Genomic DNA, 22,995 nt, shown 5'->3' with positions numbered 1-22,995 from the left:
GGCCCGGCAACGGATGATTCCGGGTACCGGTGCCTGTGCCGGCCAACAGCTCTGCTTCTGCGGCGCCCATCACTGCGAGCCGCCGCCCTGGCCGCCGCTCGATCCGGAACCAGCGGCCTGCGCCTGGATCTTCACGTCGCCCGGTCCCCGCGTGGCCCTGCGGATGGCAACGGCCTCGTCGCCGTCGATGCCGGACCCTCCGGCGAATCCCTCTTCGACTTTGAATCGCGAGGGATCAATACCACAGCTTGTCAGATACAGGCGGATCTTCTCGACGCGGTCTTTTCGGAGGTCGCGTTCCGCGTCGCTGCCGTCGTAGAAGACGGTTCCCCCGTAGACCTTGAGGACCTCGGCCATCCGGGTCAGGCGGCGTACTCCGAGGGCGTTAAGTTCGGCGGTTCGGGGAACAAAGTGGACGGACGACATCGAGGCGTCGTTGAGCAACGCGTTGTCGGTCATCGCCACATAGTTCTCGGCGAGTCGGCTGCCCGTCGGTGCCGTCCCCTGGGGCGGCGCGTTCATTTGATCAGCAGGCGGGCCGTCGACGCAGGTGCACCCGGCGAGCGCGAGCACGGCCAAGGCAACCGCCACACAGGATGTCCGGCTCATCATGTTCCACTCCATCGTCGTTGACCTCATCTTCCATTCCCCTTCCGGCGCATATTCGGACTTCGGACCACAGACACAAAAGCAACTCATTGCGGTTCATCGGCCAAAAGGGCTCCTCAGATTGCTATTTGTCGGAGGCTTCGGAGAGAGCGGGGCGATCGCGTCGGGTTGGGAAGAGCCGTTGATTGAACGCCCAATAAAGAGTCTCGCGAGGCGCAGGCGCACCCAGCCGGCGATCCCGGATACGGAAGTCCGCTAATACAGTTGGCGGAAGAGCGGAGACGGGTTATGATAAGACTTTCCGGGGGCGGGCATCCACCGAGCAGTCGGCGCCGGCGAACGAGGACGGCGCGGTCGCATGCGGCGGACGTTTTGCAGGACTGCCAAGCCCAACGGAAGGGATCGGCCACAGGTGGAACCTAGAGCCTCTCAAGACCTGTACTGGATGGTCCTGGTCGCGGCGTTGGCGGCGATGCCGGTTGCGGGCGGCATCACCGGTGTCCAAGCCGCCGAGGTCATCGGTCAGCCGATCCGCATCAACGCCACGGGAACCTCGGGCGGGAACACGAGCGCCGAGAGCGGCCCGGTGATTCAGGTTTCCGAGGAAGCGGCGTCACTGATGGCGCGGGCCCGTGAAGGCGTGGATCGCCGGGACTGGAAGCTGGCGATCGACTCTCTCCAACGGATCGTGGAGCTGCCGGGCGAACACATTCTGCGGGTAAATGACAACAGGTATGAAATGGCCCGCATACAAGCTCATCGGCAGATCGCGGCGCTGCCGGCAGAAGGTCTGGAAGCCTACCGTACGCTGAACGACGCGGAGGCGGCCATGCTGCTCGAGGAGGGGCGGCGAGAGCACGATGCGGAGCTGCTGGCGACGGTGGTTCATCGATACCTGGTGACCCGTTCAGGCGATGATGCGGCCGTGACGCTGGCGGAGTGGCTGATGGACGAGGGGCGGTTCTTCGAGGCGGCCTCGCTGCTGCGGACCGTTCGTCTGATCTACCCTGACTCGGACCTGCCGGGCTGGTTGGTGCCCGCGCGATTGACCATGTGCTTTGCGGCAATGGGGCAGCAGCGGCGAGCGGAGGAGATGCTCGCGCAGTTGACGGCTACGGAGGGGGCTTCTTCGCTCCCGCAAAAGAAGGCGCAACAACTCCGGGAGTTGGTCAGCAAGAGCAATAACAGGCCGGAGCCGCAGCGGGCGACATCATGGCCCATGGCGTGCGGCAACGTTTGCCGAGGCGGCGTCCAGCATGTCGTCGAGCCGAGCCTGGTGGAGCAGCATTGCATGACGGCGATGCTGCCGATTCCCGCGCCGGCCGAGGTAGCCGCAACGCTGGAGGAGGTGGCGGTCAAGGCTGGTTTCATCCCCGGGCGTCATATCGTGACCCATGAGGACCTCGTCATCGTCAAGGCAGCCCGCAATCTGGTCGCGCTGGACGCCAACACGCTCACACCCGTGTGGACCACGAAGCCGCCGATCGACGCCGTTGAGTCGCCCGCAGAAGACGAGTCTTTTCAGATTTGGCAAATCGCCGAGCCTTCCGCGACCGGCAGTCAAGACCTGCGACAGCCTCAAGCCTTGCTTGCGTTGGCCTGTGCGGCCAACAGCGACGTGGTCATCGTGGAAGACAAGGTATTGACGCTGGTCTTTCCGGAAGGCGCGTTGCCGGCTCCGAACCTGCAAAGGCAACAAAACGTGAACGTCATTTTCTGGCCTGATTCTGTTGCGGTCAGCACGCGGCCCAACCACGTTCAAGCGTATGCTCTCAAGGACGGCTCGTTCTTATGGCAAAGCGACACGTCCGGGCCGGCCGGCACGGCTATGGCGGAGGAGGTTGCGTGGCAATTCCTGGCCACGCCCGTCCCGGCGGAAGGCCATCTGCTTGCCCCCTGCAAGATGAACAACGATCTTTACCTAGTGGCTCTGGATCCGGCCACCGGCAAGCATGCGTGGCATGTTTTTCTCTGCGGAATGAGTGCGACGACTTCGTTCAGCGCAATGGAATCGATGCGGATCGCCATATCCGACGGAGTGGCGTTCGTGCTCACGGGACAAGGTTTGCTCGTCGCCGTCGAGCTGTCAGGTCGGTCGGTGCTATGGGCCATTCGGTACCCGAGACGGGAGACCACGGATCGATATCCAACAGGTAAGATCATTCGAGGCGATGAAGCCAGTCGGGCCTGGGAACCGCCCGTGGCAACCGCCGACGTGCTTCTGGCCGCTCCTGTGGACGCGAACCATCTGTTTTGTATTGACCGTTTCACGGGAGACGTGCGGTGGCAGGCCGAGCTGCACGAAGCGGTTCAGATTCTCGGAGTAGATCACCGGTACGTGTGGTTGGCGGGCAATCAGCTTCAGATGCTCGATCTGCACACCGGCCTGCCGGTCTGGACCAAGACAAGCATTAAATTGAACGGTCGGGGTTCGCTCAGCGGCGATCGCATCTACCTGCCGACCACCGGCGGCCTGGCGGCCTTCGAGGCCAAGACCGGTGAACCGGTCCCGCTGAAGGGGACGGGCGGCGTCATGCCGGGCAATCTGCTTGCCTGGGACGGCGCGCTGTACAGCGTGGGCATCAGTGAGGTGCGCAAGTATCCGGACCTGGAAAGTGGGTACAAGACGGCCGTTGCCCGGCATCAGGCCGACCCGGCCGATCCATCAAAAGCCCTCCGGCTGGCCGGCCTGGAGCTTTTGCTCAACAACCCGGCCGCCGCCCTGCAAGCACTGGTTTTGCTGGGCGACGATCTGAAGACGACGGACCCGTGGAAGCACGGGCAGGCAGTTCATCTTCGGGTGGAGGCGTTGTTGGCGCTTGCGGCGGACGAAAAGAGGACCGAGGCCGAGGCGGAAGAATCGCTTAAGCAAGCCCGCGCGATCGCCGAATCGGCCGAAGATCGCATCCGGACTGCTCTGGCCATGGGAGACCATTTGAGGCTGCGTCAGCGGTTTCTGGAGGCATGCGGGCAATATCTGTTATTGGCTCTTTCGCCGGCCGGCGATGAGATGGTTTCTCTTGAGAAGGGGCTTGAGCAAGAGGCGCGGCTGCTTGCCAACCAGCGACTGGCCGGCGTCATTTCCCAACTATCCGCCGAAGATCGCAAGACGTTGGCGCACCGTGCTCGGCAGCAACTGTCCGAGGGATTGAACAACCGCGACGCAGACAGCCTGCGGCGGCTGATGGACTGCCCCGCCGCGGCGGATGCGTCTTACGATGCAAGGCTACATCTGGCCATCTGGGCAATTGAGAATCTGCAGTTCGAGCAAGCGGAGAGCTTGCTGCGACAGATTGTGAATCATGGCGCTTCACCGGAAACGAGGGCGGAGGCGGCGGCGCGGCTGGCCGCGATTTGCCTGCTGCCAGGAGAACTTCACCAGCCGGTGACCGGGGCTGCGCTTCTGGATCGGCTTCAAACCGAATGGGATGGAGTCGAGATCCCTGCGGACGTACTGGCTGACCCGCTGGAACCGACGACGGAGCGTCCAGCTTCATCTTCGAAGGTGACCGGTCGCGTTGCGGCCGACACCTTGCGTCGAAGGCTGGAAGCGTCATCGTTGGCCAGGTCAGGGGCAGTGGCCGGGCCTTGCGTACTGGGGCCTTTGCAGGGCGGCGTCAGCTTGCTGACCGAGAACAACCGTCCGCTGATCGCCCGAAACGATTCCAGCGAGGCGGCCCAAACGACTCTGGTGTCCATGACGGAGAACAAGGTTCTCAAGGCTCGACGATTGGGCATACGAAGGGCGCTATGGCAGACGGAACTGCGGTTGTCCGAGCAACCGGCGGTGGATGTGGGTACGGGAATATCGGTAACTTCCTTTCAGACTCAGATAGGAGAGGCCTCGGGTACCCGCTGGGTGGTTCGGCCGGCCGTCGGTGTCCTGGATGGCCAGACTCTGATCGTCAACAGTGGGTTTGGCCTTCATGGGGTTGGCCTGCTGACCGGCCGCCGGCTGTGGTCACGACCATTTGATCCCCCTTGCGCACCGGGATCGGACCCAATTGCCTCGGACCTGTGGCTCTGGAGTCATGACGGCTATCTGATCAGCCTCAACGCCTCCGGGCGGGTCGAGGTCGCCCGATCGTTTGACGGATCCGACGTTCTATGGAGCCGGAGCATGCCAAAGCGGCAGTGGCATATTGTCCGGGCTCGGGGCTCCTACGTGATTGCGGCCGACGAGAAGATACAGGAGGTCGACGTGTTCCGGCTGGCCGACGGTCAACACATTGGTCAGTGCCGATTCAGCCAACCGGAGGCGGCTGCGGACAGGATCAACCTGCTGCTATTCGATGAGGTGATTTGCGGGCCGGTATCGGAAAACGAGGTTGCGGCATTCGAGCTGGCCTCCCCCGGCACCGAGCGGTGGCGAACAGCCGTGACGGGGCGACTGTCGCAGATCTTCAAGCCGGCCGCCGATCTGGCGGCGATCGCCGACCGCGCGGGTCAGGTTGAGGTCAGGGAATCGTCGACGGGCAAACCCCGAGGCCGGTTCGCGACGCCGACCTGTGCGGAGGGGGTGATCGACGGGGCTCTGGTGGATGGCGTGTTCTACGTCATCGGTTTTTTCGAACGACCCGCCCGAAGGCCCCGCCGAGTGAACGGCTGTTACGGTCTTGGGGCCATTCGTGTGGAGGACGGTACAATTCTATGGCAGCGGAACGATATCGCTCCCGGTACGTTCTTGACGGCGGATGTGCTGCGGATGTCATCGAATGCGATCCCGCTGGCTATGCTGGTTTCGGATTCCGAAGCCAGCGGCACGAGCCGGCCGGCAGGGACTCGCGCGCGGTCGTCGACCGGTGACCCGCCAGGCAAGATCGAGATGTGTTTGCTGGACAAGGCCACAGGGAACGAGATCGGACGGCGGGTCAGCAAGCTGCTGCCGACGGGCTCGCGCGGAAGCCTGATCCTGGACGTTTGCGTATGGGGCAGGGAGATTATCGTTCGCACAGCCGGTTGTGAGGTACGATTTGCCGTTGAGACTCATACCCATCATTCGGCGCCATGGGTGAGATAAGATGAGCCGTCGCGTGATCATACTGGTTCTTGTATCGGTGTTTACCATCGCCGACGGGCTCACGGCACGAGCCGAACTGCCGCCAGCTCTTCCTCCGCTGGTCACGCCGGAGACGCAAAGCGCGATCGACCGCGGGCTTGAGTATCTGGCCCGCACGCAAAGCCGCGACGGCGCCTGGCGGCACAGCGGATCATGGGGGCACTACCCGACGGCGATGACGGCTCTGGCCGGGCTGACAATGCTGGCCAACGGGAACACCGCGACGCAAGGCAAGTATGCTCCGAATGTCAGTCGGGCGGCGAGTTTTCTGCTTGCCTCGGCTCAGCCAAGCGGCCTGATCGCACGTGAGGAAGAATCGGGGCGGTCAATGCACGGTCACGGTTTTGCGATGCTCTTTCTGGGCCAGCTTCACGGCATGGAAGAGGACAACGAGAAACAGGAACGTATCGCCTCGGTTCTTCGCCGAGCCGTCGAACTGACGGCGAGAAGTCAGAGCAGGCAAGGAGGCTGGCTCTATTCGCCGGACTCTTCCGGCGACGAAGGCTCGGTGACGGTCACGCAACTTCAGGGGCTGCGGGCCAGTCGCAACGTCGGCATCACGGTACCTAAGAAGGTGATCGACGGTGCCATGAAATACCTCGACCTGTCGACGCTGCCGGATGGGGGGATTTCCTATCGGGCCGATCGACAGGGGGGCAGCCGGCCGCCGATTACTGCTGCGGCGGTGGCGTGCTGGTACAACGCGGGCCTCTATGATTACCCAGCGGCGGTCAAGGCCCTGGAATACTGCAAGCTGCGTGTCGGCAACGGCCAGGCGCGCACCACGGGCATCTGGGGACACTACTATTATGCCCACCTGTACATGTCCCAGATCATGTGGCTCAGCAGCAAAGAGAATTGGGAGTGGTATTTTCCGACGATGCGAGACTGGCTGTTGGCGCAGCAGGCGTCTGATGGTTCGTGGGAAGGCGACGGCGTCGGGAAGGTGTATGGGACGGCAATAGCGACGTTCATCCTGCAGATTCCGTACGGCTATTTGCCGATTCTGCAGCGATGAACCCGTGACGGTGCAGTCCGAAGGCCGGTGCGGGATCAGCATCTTGCCGGTCCAGTGACAGGCCCTTGACCAGCCCCCGTAAGTCGGCCAAGGGCAGGCTGGAGGCCTGTTCCACCCTGCCGCAGGTTGCGTTGTGACACAGAACGGAAGCATTGGTCATGAATGAATCATTATCGTCACCGGTCCAGGATGATCTGTCGGCAATCAATCGTCTGCGGGAAGCTCACGAGCGCATCTGCGAAGGTTTATCGAGAGTGATCGTCGGGCAGAAGGACGTGGTCGAGCAACTGCTCATCGCTCTGTTTGCCGGCGGTCACTGCATCATCGAGGGCGTGCCGGGGCTGGCCAAGACGCTGATGATTTCGACGCTGGCCCGATCGCTGAGTCTGTCCTTTTCGCGAATCCAATTCACGCCCGACCTGATGCCGTCGGACATCACCGGCACCGAGGTGATTCAGGAGGATCGGGCGACCGGCACGCGATCGTTCAGGTTCTTGCGCGGACCGGTGTTCGCGAACGTCGTACTGGCCGACGAGATCAACCGGACGCCGCCAAAGACTCAAGCGGCGTTGCTGGAGGCGATGCAAGAGCGGCAAGTAACCGCGGGGGGCAAGCGGCACCCGCTCGAACCGCCGTTCTTCGTGCTGGCCACTCAGAACCCGATCGAGCAGGAAGGCACCTACCCGCTACCGGAGGCTCAGCAGGACCGCTTCATGTTCAAGGTGTTCGTCGGGTATCCCAGCTATGAGGAGGAACTGCGCATTGCAGAGCTGACGCTCGGAGACGTAGCGGCGGCGGTGGAATCGATCCAGCCGGCTTTGGGGGCTGAGGAAGTGCTTGACCTGCAGAAGACGGTCCAGCGTGTTCCGGCGGCCAGACGGGTTGTCGCGCATGCTCTGGACCTGGTTCGGGCCAGCCGTCCGGACGAGCCTTCGGCACCGGAGGTTGTGCGGCGGATGATTCGGTGGGGTGCCGGGCCGCGAGCGGTGCAGTTCATGGTCGCCGCTGCAAAAGCCAGGGCGATTCTTCACGGCCAGTACCACGTGTCCGCCGAGGATATCCGGGCCGTCGCCCACCCGGTATTGCGGCACCGGATCGTTACCAGCTACGCGGCCGAGGCCGAGGGATACACCACCGACCGCATCATCGACGAGTTGCTGAAACGCATCGACCCGAACCAGTCGCCGATCACACAAGATGCCCGACTACGCAAAGTACTTGAATCCTGACGTTCTCTCGAAGATCTCCCGGCTCGAATTGCGGGCCAGGATGGTCGTGGAGGGCTTCATCTCGGGAATGCACCGCAGCCCGTACCACGGGTATAGCGTGGAATTCGCGGCTCATCGCGAGTACGTGCCCGGGGACGACATTCGTCACATTGATTGGCGGGTTTTTGCCCGCGGCGACCGGCTGTACATCAAGCAGTACGAGGAGGAGACCAATCTTCGGGTGCACATCCTGCTCGACTGCTCGAAGTCGATGGCGTATCCCGAATATTCCACCCCCCCTACCCCCCCCTTGTTAAGGGGGGGAAAAAACGAGTCCTTGTTAAGGGGGGGAAAAAACGAGTCCTTGTTAAGGAGGGGACAAAATGAGCTCTTGCTAAGGGGGGGGACAGATGAGCTTCTGCTAAGAGGGGGGGCAGATGAGCTCCCCCCCTTGGCAAGGGGGGGTTGGGGGGGGTCGCGCATGTCGAAGTTCGACTATGCGTGCACGGTTGCGGCCTCGCTGGCTTACCTCCTCCTGAATCAGCAGGACTCGTGCGGACTGGTGCTCTTTGACCACGCCATCCGCGACCAGGTGCCGCCGGCGTCCAGCCCCGCGCAGGTATCGTCGATTATCGAACTCATCGAGCGGCAGCGGCCGGACCGCACGACCGACATGAAGATGCTTCCGGCTCAGCTTGCCGACCAGCTTCGCCAGCGGGGCTTGATCATTCTGATCAGCGATCTACTGGCCGATGCAGATGAGATCGTCGGCGGTCTTCAGCAGCTTCGTCACGGCCGTCAAGATCTGATCGTGCTCCAGGTGCTGGATCATGATGAGCTGACGTTTCCATTTGAGCACAACACGCTGTTTGAGGGATTGGAAGACCCCGGAATTCAACTGCTGACCGACCCTCAGTCGCTACGAGCGGCCTATCTGCGGGTCGTCAGAGACTTCGTGAGCCGCATTCGCGCATCCTGCGTCAACAACCGCATCGACTACCGGCTGCTGTCGACAACAGACCCGCTGGACGGCGCGCTGACGGCGTTTCTGGCGGGGAGGATGCGGCAGACGGGGAGATAGGGTTCAGAGACCAAGGATGAAGGCGGAAGAAGGAAGGATGAAAGGAACAAGACTCGCGATGACCGTGGTTCTATTCAGCCTTCATCTCTTATCCTTCGTCCTATGAACATAGAACAGACACGGAGCAGGAAGCAGGCGTAGGGAATCGACGATCGATGATTGCGGGCAATCAAGTTCTGGCGGCGATGATCACTCCGGCGATGTTCTACGCCGGTTTGGTGTGCGCCGCCATCCCGATTGTGATTCATCTCATCAACCGGCGCCGGTTTCGCCGCGTTCGATGGGCGGCGACGCAGTTTTTGCTTGAAGCCAACCGCCAGAACCGCCGTCGAATCCGCATTGAGGAGCTGATTCTGCTAATGCTGCGCTGCCTGGCGATGCTATTGACCGGCATGATGCTGGCTCGCGTTTTCGTTCGGCCACAGGCCTTTGCCGGCTTGCTCGGGTCGCGGGCAGGGACGGACTACGTCGTGGTTTTCGATGATTCGTTCAGCATGGGCTTGGCGGATGCGGGCTCGGGGGCAAGCACCCAGGACACGAGCGTCTTCGACCGGGCCCTGACGGCGGTGGAACGACTGGTTGGATGGCTGCGCGAGGAGTGCCCGAGCGATGCGCTGACCATCGTGGCAACGTCGCGACCTGAGCAGACCATCGTCACAGAGACGAGCGTTGGCCGTCTTGATCCGATCGCGTTCTCGCGGACCTGGCGGGATCGCAAGCCATCGAGTCGCCGCGCGGACCTTCCGGAAGCGTTCGGGGCCGTCCGGCGGTTGCTTGATGCCCGCCGTTCGGCGGGGGCGGTGATCTATCTGGTGAGCGACTTCCAGCGAATCGACTGGCTCGCGGGCGAGTCCGCTCAAGCGGCGGGCAATGGCGGGCCAGGCGCCGGTGGCAGCCAGAGCGACAAGAAGCTCGGCACGGCCGAAAGCCCGTTGGCGTCCCTTGCCGGCTGGGATCGTGCAGACCGCTCGCTCAAGATCGTCCTGGTCGATGTCGGCTCCGAAAACACCGACAACCTTGCGGTCACCGGTGTTGAGAGTCGCCAAGCCCAGGCCGTCGCCGGAACCGGCACGCGGCTGATCGCTCATGTGGCCAATCTCGGTCGCAGCAAATCGCGGGCCCGGACGATGCAGGTTTTTGTGGGGGAGGCCGGTCTGCCGGCCGTTACCGTACCGGCCATACCGGCGGGCCAATCGATCGAGGTGCCCGTGGAGGCGGTATTCCCGCAGGTCGGCTCGGCTGCGCTCACGGTCGAGTTGCAGGCAGATGCGTTGCCGGTCGACAACCGCCGCTTCTGTGTGGTGCCGGTGGCCAAATCCATCCGGGTGCTGCTGGTCAACGGCGAGCCATCATCCGATCCTTATCAGGATGAGACCTTCCTTCTGTCGGTTGCTCTTCGTCCGCAGGGACCGCAGTTCAGCGGCAACGAGATTGCAGCGATCAGCGAAGACGAGCTTGAGCAGACCGATCTGGCGAGCTTCCACGCAGTCATTCTGGCCAACGTGGTGCGGGTCACCGAAAGCGCGGCGGCCCGACTGGAATCCTATGTTGCCTCGGGCGGTGGTCTGGCCTTCTTTCTGGGCGATCAGGTGGACGTTGAGGCCTACAACCAGGTGCTGTTCCGCGACGGCGCGGGCCTGTTGCCGGGCAAGCTGAGCGAACCCGTGGCCGCGCCGGACGAGAGTCCCGGATTTCGTGTCGGCGAGATGAACATCAGTCATCCCGCGTTGCGGCCGTTCGCGAACCTGATGCCAGCATGCTTTGAGGGGGTACTGGTCTGGGCTTACTTTCCAGTCAGCATCACGCCGGCCCCGCTGACGCAGTCGTCGACGAGGACGCCGGCTCAGACTGCGATTTCACTGCTGCAACTGGATGACGCGGACAGGAGCCCGCTGATTCTTCAGAAGGACCACCAAGCCGGGCACGTCTGGTTGGTTACCAGCAGTGCGGACAAGGAATGGAACAACCTGGCGAACCATCCGATCTTCGTCGTGTTTGCGATGGAGATGACGCAATACCTGGCTCGCCGGCCGGCCCAAAAGGCGATGCAGCTCGTCGGGCAGCCGGTGACTCTGTCCTTGGATGCCGGTCGTTATCAACCAACGGCCGCGGTCCGATCGCCTGCCTACCCCGAAGAACCGGCTGTTGCCGTGCATGCCGAACCGGACACGTCATCCGGAGGCATGGCAATCCGCTGGACGCAGACCGATCAACCCGGCTTCTATCAGATCGACCTCACGGAACAATCCGGCGGCCATGTGGTCGAGCCGGTTGCGGTGAACGTGGACTCTACCGAGAGCGATCTGCGACGGATGCGACGCGACGAGCTACAGCAGGCAACAGCAGGATGGCCTGTTGAATACATCCGAGGAGAGGAGCTGACTCAGGGCTCGGCGGCCGCCACCCGCAAGGAATTGTGGCCGGCGTTGTTGATCCTGCTGGTGGGGACGCTGATGACGGAACAACTGCTGGCCTGCTGGTTTGGCGCCAATCGTCAGTGGTCGGCGCTTATGGGGAGGCATCGCGCGTGAGGCTGCTGGCTGAGACGGCGACCGAGACGCTTGAACGGCGGTTGGAGTTCGCCGGCCTGCCGCAGGGGTGGCACGCCATTGTTGCGATGGTTCTGCTGGAGCTGATCCTGTGGGCGAGCGTGCATCTGTATCGGCGAGAACAGCGGGTTGGGGCTTCGGCGAGGATCCGAGCGATCCTGGCCCTTCTACGCTGTACGCTATTGGCCGTCTTGGCACTGATCTGGCTGCAACCGGTGATCGCCACCTACAGTCGACGCGAGATGGAAGCGCCAACACTCTTGCTGATCGACGGATCGGCCAGCATGTCTCTTCACGACCGCTACGCCGATGAAACCGAGCAACGCCGTGTGCGGCAGGCACTGGGCAACGCCCAGGTGAACGAGCTTGCGACCTTGAGCCGGGCCGAGATCGCCAGATCGGTTCTGGCCCGCGACGATCATCGGCTGATTCGTGAGCTGGTGCGGAATAACCCGGTTCTCTGCTATCGGTTCGGCGATGGGATCGATCTGGTCGGTCGATACACGGCCGCTGCCGGTTCTGGGGGCGGCAGGATCGGGATTGCCGTGCCGGCGTCGGCGCCGGCGACTGATATTGGAGCTGCCGTTCGGCAGGCGGTGGAATCTCAAGGTGGGCGGCCGGTTTCGGCGGTCGTGGTCGTGTCCGACGGGCAGTTCAACAAGGGTGAGGCGGTGGATGCCGTCGCCGGATATGCCCGCGCCAAGCGGATCGCCATCCACACCGTAGGTGTCGGAGACCCCGCCCCGCCGCGCAATGCCGCAGTCGCAGCGATCGAGGCCCCGGCGAGCATTTTCGTCAACGACCCGTTCAAGATCACGGCTCGCATCGCCGCCCAAGGGCTTTGCGGCCAGTCGCTGATCATCGAGCTGCTGCAACGGCTGCCGGATGCATCGCAGCCGAGCGTTGTCGCGACGCGCACGATCGAGGCAGGGCCCGACGATCACGTGAGTTCGATCACATTTGACCATCAGCTTATCCGTCCGCTGCAGACGCGGCTGGCGGTGCGAATCCAGCCCGTCGAGGGTGAAATCATCGCCGAGGATAACGAGCGGGAGACCAGCGTGCGCGGATTGGAGAAGAAGATGCGCGTTCTCCTGGTGGCGGGGGCACCGAGTTGGGAATACACCTACCTATCGCGGTTGCTGACGCGGGACGCGACGGTGGACGTGAGTTGCTGGCTGCAATCGGCCGACGAAGAAGCCGTCCGCGACGGCGGAACGGTCATTGATCATCTGCCTCGCAAGCATGAAGAGTTGGGCGTGTATGACTGCATCATTCTGATGGACCCGCGGCCGGAGGAAATCGACGCGGGGTGGAGCAAGACCCTCGAAACGCTGGTCAGCCAGGCGGGAACGGGTCTTGTGTTCGTGGCCGGTCGCAAGAACACTTCAAAACTGGCTCGCGAGGCGGCCGCCAAGGCGCTGCTCGATCTGCTGCCGGTGGTGATCGATGCCGGCCAAGCCGACCTGATCATCAACGAACTGGGTTACTTCCAGCAGACGGCCTGGCCGCCGGCGATACCGCCGCAGGTCAGCGGGCATCCGCTGTTGAATATCGCTGACCGCTCGGAGGAAAACGCGCAGACGTGGGCGCAGTTGCCGGGCGTGTACTGGCACTATCCGGTCAGCCGCGAAAAACCGGTGGCCACCGTTCTGCTGCGTCACTCCAACCCGCAGATGCGTAACGCCGGGGGTCAGCACGTGCTGCTGGCCACTCAGTTCGTTGGGGCGGGGCGAACCGCTTTCATGGCCTGGAGCGACACATGGCGCTGGCGGCGCGCCGGAGATCGGTACTTCAATCGGTTCTGGATCACGCTGATCCGCCATCTTGTCGAGGGTAAGCTGCTGGGCGGTCAGAAACGTGGGCTGATCCAGCCCACGAAGGACCACTGCCCGGTGGGCGAGGCGGTCGGCATCGAGGCGAGGCTTTTGGACTCGAAGTTCTCGCCGCTGGGGCGGGACACGGTTGAAATGACCGTTGAGGCGGAGGGGGTGCCCGGCCATGTGGTGGTCCTGAAGGCTCAGCCCGATCGACCCGGCTGGTATCACGGGGAGTTGACCCCCACGGAAACCGGAATCTATGAGCTGCGGATCGACCTGCCCGCTGAAGGCGGCGAGGGCACGACGACGATTCGGGGCGAGCTTCGCGTCGGGCGGTCTGATCTGGAGTTTCGCCGGACGGCGCTGGACCGGGAATCGCTCGAGAATCTGGCGGCGGGCTCGGCCGGCGGGCGATCGCTCTATCTTGACGAGATCGACCGACTGCCATCGCTGATCCCGGCCAAGTCGGTCAGCATGGTCACCACAGGTCGGCCAACGCCGCTGTGGGACCGCTGGTGGACCTTGTTTGTGCTGGTGGCACTGTTGAGTACGGAGTGGGCCTTGCGTAAGGCCTTCAATCTGCTGTAGAGGCGACGGCGAGATGTTGGTAAACGTCAGCGAATCCGCGCGACTGCAATTTCGGCAACATACGCTTGTGCGGTTGGATGCGCTCGCGAGGCGTATTCGTCTGTATCTCCTGGCGGACGGTCTGGCGGTCGTGAGCCCGGCGGTGCTGGCGGCGGTGCTGATCACCTTGGCGGTCGATCATACTTTCCGACTCGACACGAGCATGCGATGGGTTCAGGCGATCTCGGTCTGGGGTGTTCTTTGCTGGCTGAGCCGGCGATACCTGATCCGGCCGGCGGCGGTGATCCTTGCCCAGGCCGACCTCGCAACGATTATCGAGCGAAAACACCCGGAATTGGGGGGTCGGCTGATTGCGGCGACCGAGTTTGTGGCCCATCCGCAGGGGGTCAACCGTGGATCGGCCGCCCTCATTGACAAGGTCATCGAACAGGCAAACGGCGCGGCGTCGCAATTGCGGTTCAGCGACTCACTCAATCATCGACGAGCGGTTCGACAGGCGACGTTGGGCCTGACGGGTCTTGTCGGCATAGCGGGATTACTGCTGGCGGCTCCTGGTACGATGGGCCTTTGGTTCGAGCGAAACGTGCTGCTGAGAAGCGTTGAATGGCCTCTGAAAAACCGCTTGGTTGTGGAAGGGTTGACGGAGGGTAAGCTGGTCGTGCCGCGCGGTGATGACGCGACCATTTCAGCCGCCGTAGTACCGGGTTACGAAGCTCCGCGACAGGCTTACATTCACTACCACGGCGCGGGCAGCCTGCGAGGCCAGGCTCAGATGCCGGAGGTTCGCGGGCAGCCGGTACGATTCATACACATGTTCGAGCACCTGACCGAGACGGTGACCTGCCGGATTGTCGGGGGAGACGCGCAGACCGATCCCTTTACGATCGAGGTGATTGACCGGCCCAGTATCACGCGCGCGCGAATTGGGATTGCGCCACCGGCCTATACGCGGCTTGAACCCTATGAGCTGCGAGAAGGGCAGAATGTTGCCGAGGCGCTGGTCGGAAGCGAGATCCGCTTGACCATCGAGGCGAGCCAACCGATTGCCTCGGCGATTCTGGTCCGTGACGTCGGCGGCAAGCAGAGCACCGTCGGTCCTGCGGAATGCGTGGGCGAACGGGAGTTCCGGGCATCCGACCGTCCGACGACCTCCGCCGCTTACCACTTTGAGCTGACCAGTCCGAGCGGTCTGACGAACGTCAGCCCGCGCGTGCCACTGACCCGATTTGTCGTGCGGGTCGATCCGGATCAAGCTCCCGTTGTGAAGATGAGGATTCAGGGCGCCGGCGAGATGATCACTCCGCAGGCCGTGTTGCCGACAGACATGGAGTTCAGCGACACCTACGGTCTGGCGAGCGTTTCCGTCGTCTTCAGTTCGGGCAAGTCGGAGGATAAGGGTATTGCGGAGCCGTTAGCCGGTTTTGAGCAGGGCTCCAAGATCTTCAACCGCTCGGTTGAGTGGTCGGTCGCCGAGCACGGGTTGGCAGAGGGTGACCGGCTGAGCATCTGGGCGGAAGCGGCGGACTTCGACGATATCTCCGGGCCGAATGTGGGCAAATCGACGCCGGCGGTGTTTCGCATCGTCAGCCGTGAGGAACTGGCCGCGGATCTGAACCGCCGGCAGCACGAGTATCGACAGGATTTTGAGCGCCACCTGCGACGGCAGGAGGAACTTTACTCGGAGTTGCTGTCGGTCCTGGAACCGGCCACCGCGGCGGCCGATCGCCGGCAGCACAGCCAGCGGTTGCGTCAGTTGGCGCGCCGCCAGAGGGACCAGGCCGGCCAGATAGCGACGGTGGCCAGGCAGTTTGAGCAGGTGCTGGCTGAGATGCGAGTCAACGCCCTGTCCAGCGCGACGGTTGAGGAGCGATTGGGGCGGGGGGTGGCACAGCCGCTCCGGGGTCTGTCCCGAGAGCAGATGCCTGCCGCGGCGGAGATGATCGACCGGCTGGCGGGCGGTGACGATGCCGAGTGGGTTCGCAAGGCCCGAGATGCCCAATCGACCCTGCGCGATGAGATGAACAACATTCTGGCCCGGATGCTAGAATGGGAGAAGCTCGAGGAGGCGGTCATTCTGCTGCGAGACGTTCTCAATATGCAGCGCAATGTCGGCCAGGAAACGGAAACGAAGCTGGAGCGAAACATTCTGGGGACCATGCCGGGGAGCGAGCCGGCTAAGTAGGGAATGACCAATGCCCAAGCCCCAATGCCCAGTGAATGACCAAGTGCGAATGACCAAACGCCCAGAGCCCGCCGCTACTTGGCCCACTCGGATTTCGTCTCGCCACGGCGAGTCTTCGACATTTGGATTTCGGACTCCATTCGTCAGTCGGATTTCGTCATTCGGATTTCATTGGTCATTGGGGCTTGGGCGTTGGGCATTTGGGCGCCTGTTGGTCCCGTTGTTCTGCATTCTCCTGCCCGTCGCGCCGGCGGCGGCGGCTGAGCCTCTATCGACCGTCCAAACCGATGCAACCGCCAGCCCCCTGGCCACCAAGCAGCAGATCGTCCGTGACCGGATGATTCAGCTCGAGGACCGCATGTTCCGGCTGATTGAACAGCTCTCACAAAGGGAACCCGAACAGGCCGCGAGGCTGGAAGCCGCTCTCAAGAAGGCCCGGGAACTGCTGATTCGGCGGGACATGGAGGTAACGATCCGTCTGCTGAGCGACGAAGACCTGGCCGGGGCGTCGGACAAGCAGATTGAGATCGTGCGCGACCTGGAGAGTGTGCTCAAGGTGCTGCTTGAGGAACCCGACGGCAGTCGCCAACGACAGGAAGAGATTGCACGGCTGGAGGCCCTGAAAGAGGAGGTGCGTCGACTGCTCGAGGCGCAGCAGCGGCTTGAAGCGATCGCGGAAGCCGCCGAACCTCAGAGGCAACTCGGTGAGAAGACAGGCCAGCTCGGCGAGAGGATGTCCGGCCGGAAGACCGAGACCCAGCCTGCCAGACCGCCCGACCCCGGCAACGAGCATGTCGCACGTGGGGCACAAAACATGATGCGGGCGTCTCAGGAACTCGGGCAACAAAAGACGGAGCAAGGCGCCGAAAGCCAGAGGGAGGCTGAGGACGAGCTTCGGCAGGCCATCGAGAACCTGGAGCAGGCCATCGAGCAACTCAAACAGGAGCAGCGGGATCAGACGCTGCGGCAACTGCAAGTGCTGCTGCAGGCGATGCTCGACAAGCAACTGCTGATCAACCGGGATACGCAGGTGCTCGATGAGAAAGGGCGCGCGCAATGGACTCACGCGGACGAACTGGCTCTGACGGGCTTGAGCAAGGACGAGATGACTCTTGCCGATCAGACGAGCCAGATGCTGCGGTTGCTCAAGGCCGACGGCACAACCGTGGTCTTTCCGCAAGTGATGGGACAGGTTCGCGACGACATGGAACGCGTGGCCGCCAAGTTGCAGAAGAAAGACACCGGCACTGACACGCAACGGATCGAGGTCGCGATTGCCGAGACGCTGAGCCAATTGATTGATTCGCTGAAGCAGGCGGCCGCGAACCCGCCACCCGGCGGCGGAGCAGGCGGAGGCGGCGGCCAGGGATGCAATCCCCCGCTCGTGGCTGCATCGGCCGAATTGAAGCTGCTGCGGGGCTGTCAGCAGCGGCTGAACGAGCGAACGGCCATGGCGGGCGAGGCGATTGAGAAGAACCCGGCCGCTGGATCGGGTCTGCGGGATGAAATTCGCCGATTGTCGACGCAGCAGAATGAGCTGGCAGAGCTGGCCAGACAGATGGACGAACGGATGAAGAAGCCATGAACACAGAAGCGACCGGAATCCCATTTGCAGAAAGGTTCAGGGTTCATGGGTCAGGGTTTGGCATGGACCGGGGGCGGGAATTGCCGAATCCTGGCCAGCGATTCGTCATTCGTTGCCTGTCATTTCGTGCGATCATGAGTTTCGCGTTGCTGTGGCACGGATCGTTTGGCGTTGCCGCTCCGGCCTCCGCCCCGGAGACCGCACCTTCCGGTTGCGGCCCCCCATCCGTCGCCACGCGGCCGTCGGATGATCTCAGCAGCGTCTGGGCCCTGATGTCTCAAGCCGGTCAACGTCTCGATGCGGGGAAGGCTGATGTCGTCACGCGGCAAAGCCAGCGACAAGCGGTTGAGATCCTCGACCGGCTCATCAAGCAGGTCGAGGAACAGGAACGGCAGCAGAGGCAAGGGCAGTGCAAGGCGTGCGGCGGGAAGGGGTGCCGCCTATGCCGCAGGAGCACGGCCGCGGCTGTGCGCAGGCCCAACCAGCCGGCCAAGGAGTCGACGGCCTCGCCCTCGCAAGGCGGCCCCGGCGAGCAGCATTCACCGGCGACTGCTCGGCCGGGGGAGACATGGGGTAACATGCGTCCCGAGGAACGCGAACGCATTCTGCAATCGATCGGAAAGGACTTCCCCACTCAGTACCGACAGCTCGTCGAGCAGTACTACAAGCAACTGGCCAAGGAAGAATAGCCTCGGCGTAGCGGAGCGCAGTGCTGATGAATTGCGAACACTGAATGGAGAATCACAGGGAAGACAATGATCCTGCCGGAGCCTGCTCACGGCGTAGGGGGTGACTGAATGACCATCCTGGCGGTCGCATTTGTTATCGCGGTATCACCTTCGGCGTCGCCGGTTCAGGCTCTGATGCTCGATGGGCAGGTGTTCGAGGGGCAGTGGGCGGGGCCCGGACAGGAAGGCGAGATTCGCCTGCAAACCGGGGGAGCGGCGAGAACCGTTCGTATTGATGAGTTGCTATCGCTGAGGTGGCAAACAGCGCACACTGCGGCGGCTTCGCAATCCCAACCACTTCCTCTGGTCATCCATCTCAGGGACGGTGGTCGTATTTCGGCACGCGTGCTGGGCAGCGACTCGGGCGGGCTCGAGCTGGAAACAAAGTGGACCAAGTCGCTGATAGTGCCTCTGTCTCTGATGGCGGCGATGTGCAGTTGCGGTGATCAGAGGCACGATCTGTCGGCGGCATTTGAGCAGACCCTGGCCGACAAGAAGCCGGACGAGGATCAGCTTCTGGTGGTGAGAAACAATCGCGTGACCACGCTAAAGGGAACGTTGGAGTCGCTCGGCGCCGATGGCGGCTCTTTCCGCTGGCGTGATCGATCCGTCCCATTCGCAGCTCAGGAAGCCTTCGCCGTGGTCATGGCGACCGGGCAGTCGACGCCGCCTCTCGCTCAGGCACTCTGCTCGCTGCGCGATGGTTGCACATGGGCAGGCCAGATCGTGGGCATCGAAGCAGATTTGCTGCGTCTGCGGCTGAGCATGGGTACTGTGCTGAGTCTGCCTATCGAGCAGATGAGCGAAATCCGCTTTCGATCCGACCGCGTGCTGTTCCTGAGCGATCTTACCCCGGCCAAGTACGAGTTTGAGCCGTTTGGTGCAACCCGGTGGCCCTATCGCGTGAATCGCGCGGTGTCGAATCAGCCGATGCGCATCGGTGAGCAGTCGTTTGACCGCGGGATCGGCGTGCATTCGCGATCGGTGCTGACCTACGACGTGCCCGAGGGATTCGTCCGACTGGCGGCGATGATCGGCATCGATGAGGCGGTGGGTGACCGGGGAAACGTGATCTTCCGCGTGCTGGCCGACGGCAAGGAGGTCTTCAACAGCGGTCCGGTCACCGGTCGTGACGCCGCCCGTCCGCTGCTGGCAACGATCGAAAACGCCCGGCAGATCCAGCTCATCGTCGAGTTCGGCGACGACATCGACATCGGCGACCAGGCCGACTGGGCGGAGGTGCGGCTGATCAGATAGAAAAGCCATCGCTTGCCACGGCTCTCGAGCACGGGTCGAAGGCTTGTTGAATGGGGTCGCTGACATGCAAGATGACGGCTGATTGCAGGCCCTCGTCACTTCTTCATCATCGCAAGTTGATAGATGGGGCGCCCTTCGCGCAGGTACTTGATCTCGTAGTTTGTTGAGACACGACCCTCCTGCACCCCGGCCTCGGGCACGTCGAAGGGGACCTCGATCAGCCGCGGCTCGCCGGCTACCACCTGCCGAATGTGCTCGAAGTACTCGGCGTGGTCGGTTTGGATGGCGATTCGGCCGCCGGGCAGGAGGGCATTCGCGGCCGCAGCGATGAAGGCCGGCTGAATCAGCCGTCGCTTGTGGTGACGCTTCTTGGGCCAGGGATCGGGGTGGTAGATGTGCAGAATGGTCAGGCATTTGGCCGGCAGGCTGTGTGCGACCAGATGACCGGCGTCCGCGCGCATTAGACGGACATTCGTCACGCCCCATCGGACCATTCGATCAGCGGCGTAGCGGCAGATCTTGTCAGCCCATTCGATGCCGAGGAAGCCCCTGTCTGGCAGGGCGCGGGCCCGATTGAGGAGGAAGCCCCCCTTACCCGTTCCGATCTCCATTTCGATCGGCCGGTTGTCGCCAAAGATCGCCTGGAAGTCGATCAGCTCGCCGATGCCGGGCGGCGGCAACAGGACATCGTCAATCGTCAACATAACGATTATGATCCCCGGCGCCGCTGGACGGATCAACCTGATGGCTGGAAAGGAACGCGTACGGTCGGGGGACCGGAGGGAAGGTCGTCGGGCGAGTCGGTGACGAATTCGGTGAGGGCGTTTTTTCTGTGCCACAGGCGGCCTGTTCAGCCGCGCGGTCTGGAGGGGCAGAAGACGTTGGCTGACAAGCCGGTTGTGGCCCCGTCCAAGCGGTTGCGGACCGCTGTCGGCTTCGACGGGATCAGCGGGAGTCTCACAAAGGGTCTGCCACGAGTATAATCGCTACTTTGAAGCACGCCCGTTGGGGCAGCTTGCAGCGACTCACCATGAAACGCAAGCTATCGGACAACTACAAACGTGTTCGGGACCGCATCCACGCGGCATGCCGGCGGAGCGGCCGGGACCCTGGGAGCGTCCGCCTTGTGGCCGTCACCAAGATGGTCGAGGTGGACGTGATCCGGGCGGCCATCGAGATGGGCATGGTGGACCTGGGCGAGCGGCGCGTGCAGGACCTGGTCAAGCGTGCCGGGATGATTAACGAGCACCTTGCCCGGCGTCGGACGTTGGAGCCGGGCACATGCCCGCCGACGCCTCGCTGGCACATGATCGGGCATCTTCAAAGGAACAAGGTTCGTCAGTTGCTGCCGTGGGTGGATATGATCCACTCGCTGGACAGCCTGCGGCTGGCCGAAGAAATCAGTGATGAGGCGGCGAAGCTCGGGCGTGTGGTCCCCTGTCTGATCGAGATCAACGTTTCGGGCGAGAAGAGCAAGTTCGGCATTGCCGTGGGGGCGGCCCCGTACCTGGCCGAGCAGGTGGTTGCCATGCCCGGGCTGAGTATCGTCGGCCTGATGACGATGGCGCCGCTGGTCGAAAATGCGGAAGAGGCGCGATGCTATTTCCGTCGGCTGCGTGAGCTGTTCGAAGACATGAAACACGAAGGCGTGGTCAAGCCGGAGTTCCGGGAGCTTTCCATGGGCATGACCAACGATTTCGAGGTCGCCATCGAGGAAGGGGCGACTCTGGTGCGTATCGGGACGGCCCTGTTCGAAGGTCTGACTAACCCCGTGCAGCAACAGTAGCCGTCTGTCGAGCCATCGGTCTTCAAAAGACGCCGCGGGCGCGCTAGAATCCCATGTTGGTTGGCCCACCGCTTTGGGGGCGGGGGATTGAATCCGGTAGAGAATCCGCGTTTCGCACGGCCGAAACCGCAGGACCACCATTCAGGAGCACGGAATGCCCAATCGTCCCTGCAAACTAGCCCTTGAGGATGGGACCGTCTTTGCCGGCGAGGCCTTTGGTGCCGATGGCACGCATGACGGCGAAGTCTGCTTCAACACCTCGATGACCGGGTATCAGGAGATCATCACGGATCCGTCGTACTGCGGGCAGATCGTGACCATGACCTACCCGCTCATCGGCAACTACGGGATCACCGAAGAAGATCTCGAATCGCGCGGGCCGCAGGTTGAGGGTTTCGTGATCAAGGAACTGGCCCGGCGGCACAGCAACTTTCGCGCGGGCGGCTCCCTGGAAGACTGGCTTCGTAAGCACGGGGTCGTCGCGATCGAGGGCGTCGATACGCGGGCAATCACTCGTAAGCTGCGGATCCAGGGGGCCCTGCGCGGGTCGATCTCAACAGAGATACTCGACGACGCGGCCCTGGTTGAGCGGGCGCGGAGCTGGCCCGGGCTGGTCGGTCAGGACATGGTCAAACGCGTCGCGCCCAAAGAAGCCTTCAAGTGGACGAGCGGCTTCGAGAGCAAGTTCGCGATGGATCACCGCCACAAGACGGGCACGTATCGCATCGTGGCCATGGACTGCGGGATGAAGCGCAATATTCTCCGCAATCTGGTGGAGGCCGGTTGCGAGGTGACGGTTGTGCCGCCCGACACGGCAGCCGAGGCCATTCTCGAACACAAGCCCGACGGCATCTTCGTCAGCAACGGCCCGGGCGACCCGGAACCGCTGGACTACGCGATCAAGTCGCTCCGCGGACTCGTCGGCAAGGCCCCGATCTTCGGCATCTGTCTGGGGCACCAGTTGCTCGGTCTGGCCCTGGGGGCCAAGACATACAAGCTCAAGTTCGGGCATCGCGGCGGCAATCAGCCGGTGATGAACCTGGCCACACGCCGGGTCGAGATCACCAGTCAGAATCACGGCTTCGCGGTCGAGACGTCTTCGCTGGTCAAGGTCGGCGGCGTGCCCACCCATGAGAACCTCAACGACAAGACGCTGGAGGGTTTCTCGCACAAGGACCTGCCGATCTTCTCGGTACAGTATCACCCCGAGGCCAGCCCCGGCCCACACGATGCTACCTACCTGTTCGACTGCTTCATCGACATGATCCGCAGCGGCAAGGCCCCTACCGCCGAGGAGATGGCCGCGGCACAGGCGCGGCTGGAAGGCAAGGCGGGGTGAGCGGAGAAAGCGGTCAGCGATCAGCGGTCAGCTTTCAGCCGGTAGGGCAGAGTTGAGCCTGCCTCGCCGCAGGCGGAGTCGCCCCGGCGACCGAGACCTGCCGCAAGACTGTGCCGTCTTCGCCCACCGATGGGCCGCTCCCTTGACAGCTACGCAGTCGGGACCATAGCCACATGAGGTGTGCAT

The 22,995-nt window shown here is 62.9% G+C and carries 14 protein-coding genes; 12 read left to right on the top strand and 2 right to left on the bottom strand.

Annotated features, from left to right (window positions below):
- Positions 1-69: 69 nt before the first annotated feature.
- Positions 70-639, bottom strand: coding sequence for a hypothetical protein (locus tag PLL20_06190; protein HPD29565.1), 570 nt, complete (start codon positions 637-639; stop codon positions 70-72).
- Between the two features lie 382 nt (positions 640-1,021).
- Here PLL20_06190 and PLL20_06185 point away from each other — a divergent pair, with 382 nt between their 5' ends.
- The 10 genes from PLL20_06185 (at position 1,022) to PLL20_06140 (ending at position 19,684) form a co-directional block, all read left to right on the top strand.
- The gene (locus tag PLL20_06185) at positions 1,022-5,629 is read left to right on the top strand and encodes a PQQ-binding-like beta-propeller repeat protein (GenBank protein ID HPD29564.1); all 4,608 of its coding nucleotides are present in this window, start codon (positions 1,022-1,024) and stop codon (positions 5,627-5,629) included.
- A gap of 1 nt (position 5,630) precedes the next feature.
- Positions 5,631-6,686: a terpene cyclase/mutase family protein gene (locus PLL20_06180; protein HPD29563.1), complete on the top strand. Its 1,056-nt coding sequence runs from the start codon at positions 5,631-5,633 to the stop codon at positions 6,684-6,686.
- Between the two features lie 158 nt (positions 6,687-6,844).
- Positions 6,845-7,915 carry an AAA family ATPase gene (locus PLL20_06175; GenBank protein HPD29562.1) on the top strand — a complete coding sequence of 357 codons (1,071 nt, stop codon included), beginning with the start codon at positions 6,845-6,847 and terminating at the stop codon, positions 7,913-7,915.
- Positions 7,884-8,975, top strand: coding sequence for a DUF58 domain-containing protein (locus tag PLL20_06170; protein HPD29561.1), 1,092 nt, complete (start codon positions 7,884-7,886; stop codon positions 8,973-8,975). Before PLL20_06175 ends, PLL20_06170 begins: the two co-directional genes overlap by 32 nt.
- Positions 8,976-9,130: 155 nt before the next feature.
- Positions 9,131-11,506 carry a BatA domain-containing protein gene (locus PLL20_06165; GenBank protein ID HPD29560.1) on the top strand — a complete coding sequence of 792 codons (2,376 nt, stop codon included), beginning with the start codon at positions 9,131-9,133 and terminating at the stop codon, positions 11,504-11,506.
- Positions 11,503-13,932 (top strand): vWA domain-containing protein, encoded by a 2,430-nt coding sequence (locus PLL20_06160; GenBank protein HPD29559.1) that lies wholly within the window; start codon positions 11,503-11,505, stop codon positions 13,930-13,932. The genes PLL20_06165 and PLL20_06160 overlap by 4 nt, the downstream gene beginning before the upstream one ends.
- A gap of 13 nt (positions 13,933-13,945) precedes the next feature.
- On the top strand, positions 13,946-16,114 hold the full coding sequence (locus PLL20_06155) for a hypothetical protein (GenBank protein HPD29558.1): 2,169 nt from the start codon (positions 13,946-13,948) through the stop codon (positions 16,112-16,114).
- Between the two features lie 220 nt (positions 16,115-16,334).
- Positions 16,335-17,699: a hypothetical protein gene (locus PLL20_06150; GenBank protein ID HPD29557.1), complete on the top strand. Its 1,365-nt coding sequence runs from the start codon at positions 16,335-16,337 to the stop codon at positions 17,697-17,699.
- On the top strand, positions 17,696-18,388 hold the full coding sequence (locus PLL20_06145) for a hypothetical protein (GenBank protein HPD29556.1): 693 nt from the start codon (positions 17,696-17,698) through the stop codon (positions 18,386-18,388). The genes PLL20_06150 and PLL20_06145 overlap by 4 nt, the downstream gene beginning before the upstream one ends.
- A 108-nt stretch (positions 18,389-18,496) precedes the next feature.
- The gene (locus PLL20_06140; GenBank protein ID HPD29555.1) at positions 18,497-19,684 is read left to right on the top strand and encodes an NPCBM/NEW2 domain-containing protein; all 1,188 of its coding nucleotides are present in this window, start codon (positions 18,497-18,499) and stop codon (positions 19,682-19,684) included.
- Between the two features lie 95 nt (positions 19,685-19,779).
- Here PLL20_06140 and trmB read toward each other — a convergent pair whose 3' ends face one another.
- A complete protein-coding gene (gene trmB, locus PLL20_06135; GenBank protein ID HPD29554.1) occupies positions 19,780-20,388 on the bottom strand; it encodes a tRNA (guanosine(46)-N7)-methyltransferase TrmB in 609 nt (202 codons plus the stop codon).
- A gap of 326 nt (positions 20,389-20,714) precedes the next feature.
- Between trmB and PLL20_06130 the strand changes: the two genes are divergently transcribed.
- Positions 20,715-21,470, top strand: a complete 756-nt coding sequence (locus PLL20_06130) for a YggS family pyridoxal phosphate-dependent enzyme (GenBank protein HPD29553.1) — start codon at positions 20,715-20,717, stop codon at positions 21,468-21,470.
- A gap of 154 nt (positions 21,471-21,624) precedes the next feature.
- Positions 21,625-22,809: a glutamine-hydrolyzing carbamoyl-phosphate synthase small subunit gene (gene carA / locus PLL20_06125; protein ID HPD29552.1), complete on the top strand. Its 1,185-nt coding sequence runs from the start codon at positions 21,625-21,627 to the stop codon at positions 22,807-22,809.
- Positions 22,810-22,995: the final 186 nt, after the last annotated feature.

The sequence above is a fragment of the Phycisphaerae bacterium genome (assembly GCA_035384605.1).
GTDB lineage: Bacteria > Planctomycetota > Phycisphaerae > UBA1845 > PWPN01 > JAUCQB01.
The sequence above is the reverse complement of the archived record's forward strand: the minus strand, read 5'-3'. Positions and strand labels throughout refer to the sequence as shown.

Coding starts and splice junctions, on each gene's coding strand:
- PLL20_06190 (HPD29565.1), bottom strand. CDS start 639: ATGAGGTCAACGACGATGGAGTGGAACATGATGAGCCGGACATCCTGT.
- PLL20_06180 (HPD29563.1), top strand. CDS start 5,631: ATGAGCCGTCGCGTGATCATACTGGTTCTTGTATCGGTGTTTACCATC.
- PLL20_06175 (HPD29562.1), top strand. CDS start 6,845: ATGAATGAATCATTATCGTCACCGGTCCAGGATGATCTGTCGGCAATC.
- PLL20_06170 (HPD29561.1), top strand. CDS start 7,884: ATGCCCGACTACGCAAAGTACTTGAATCCTGACGTTCTCTCGAAGATC.
- PLL20_06165 (HPD29560.1), top strand. CDS start 9,131: ATGATTGCGGGCAATCAAGTTCTGGCGGCGATGATCACTCCGGCGATG.
- PLL20_06155 (HPD29558.1), top strand. CDS start 13,946: ATGTTGGTAAACGTCAGCGAATCCGCGCGACTGCAATTTCGGCAACAT.
- PLL20_06145 (HPD29556.1), top strand. CDS start 17,696: ATGAACACAGAAGCGACCGGAATCCCATTTGCAGAAAGGTTCAGGGTT.
- PLL20_06140 (HPD29555.1), top strand. CDS start 18,497: ATGACCATCCTGGCGGTCGCATTTGTTATCGCGGTATCACCTTCGGCG.
- trmB (HPD29554.1), bottom strand. CDS start 20,388: ATGTTGACGATTGACGATGTCCTGTTGCCGCCGCCCGGCATCGGCGAG.
- PLL20_06130 (HPD29553.1), top strand. CDS start 20,715: ATGAAACGCAAGCTATCGGACAACTACAAACGTGTTCGGGACCGCATC.
- carA (HPD29552.1), top strand. CDS start 21,625: ATGCCCAATCGTCCCTGCAAACTAGCCCTTGAGGATGGGACCGTCTTT.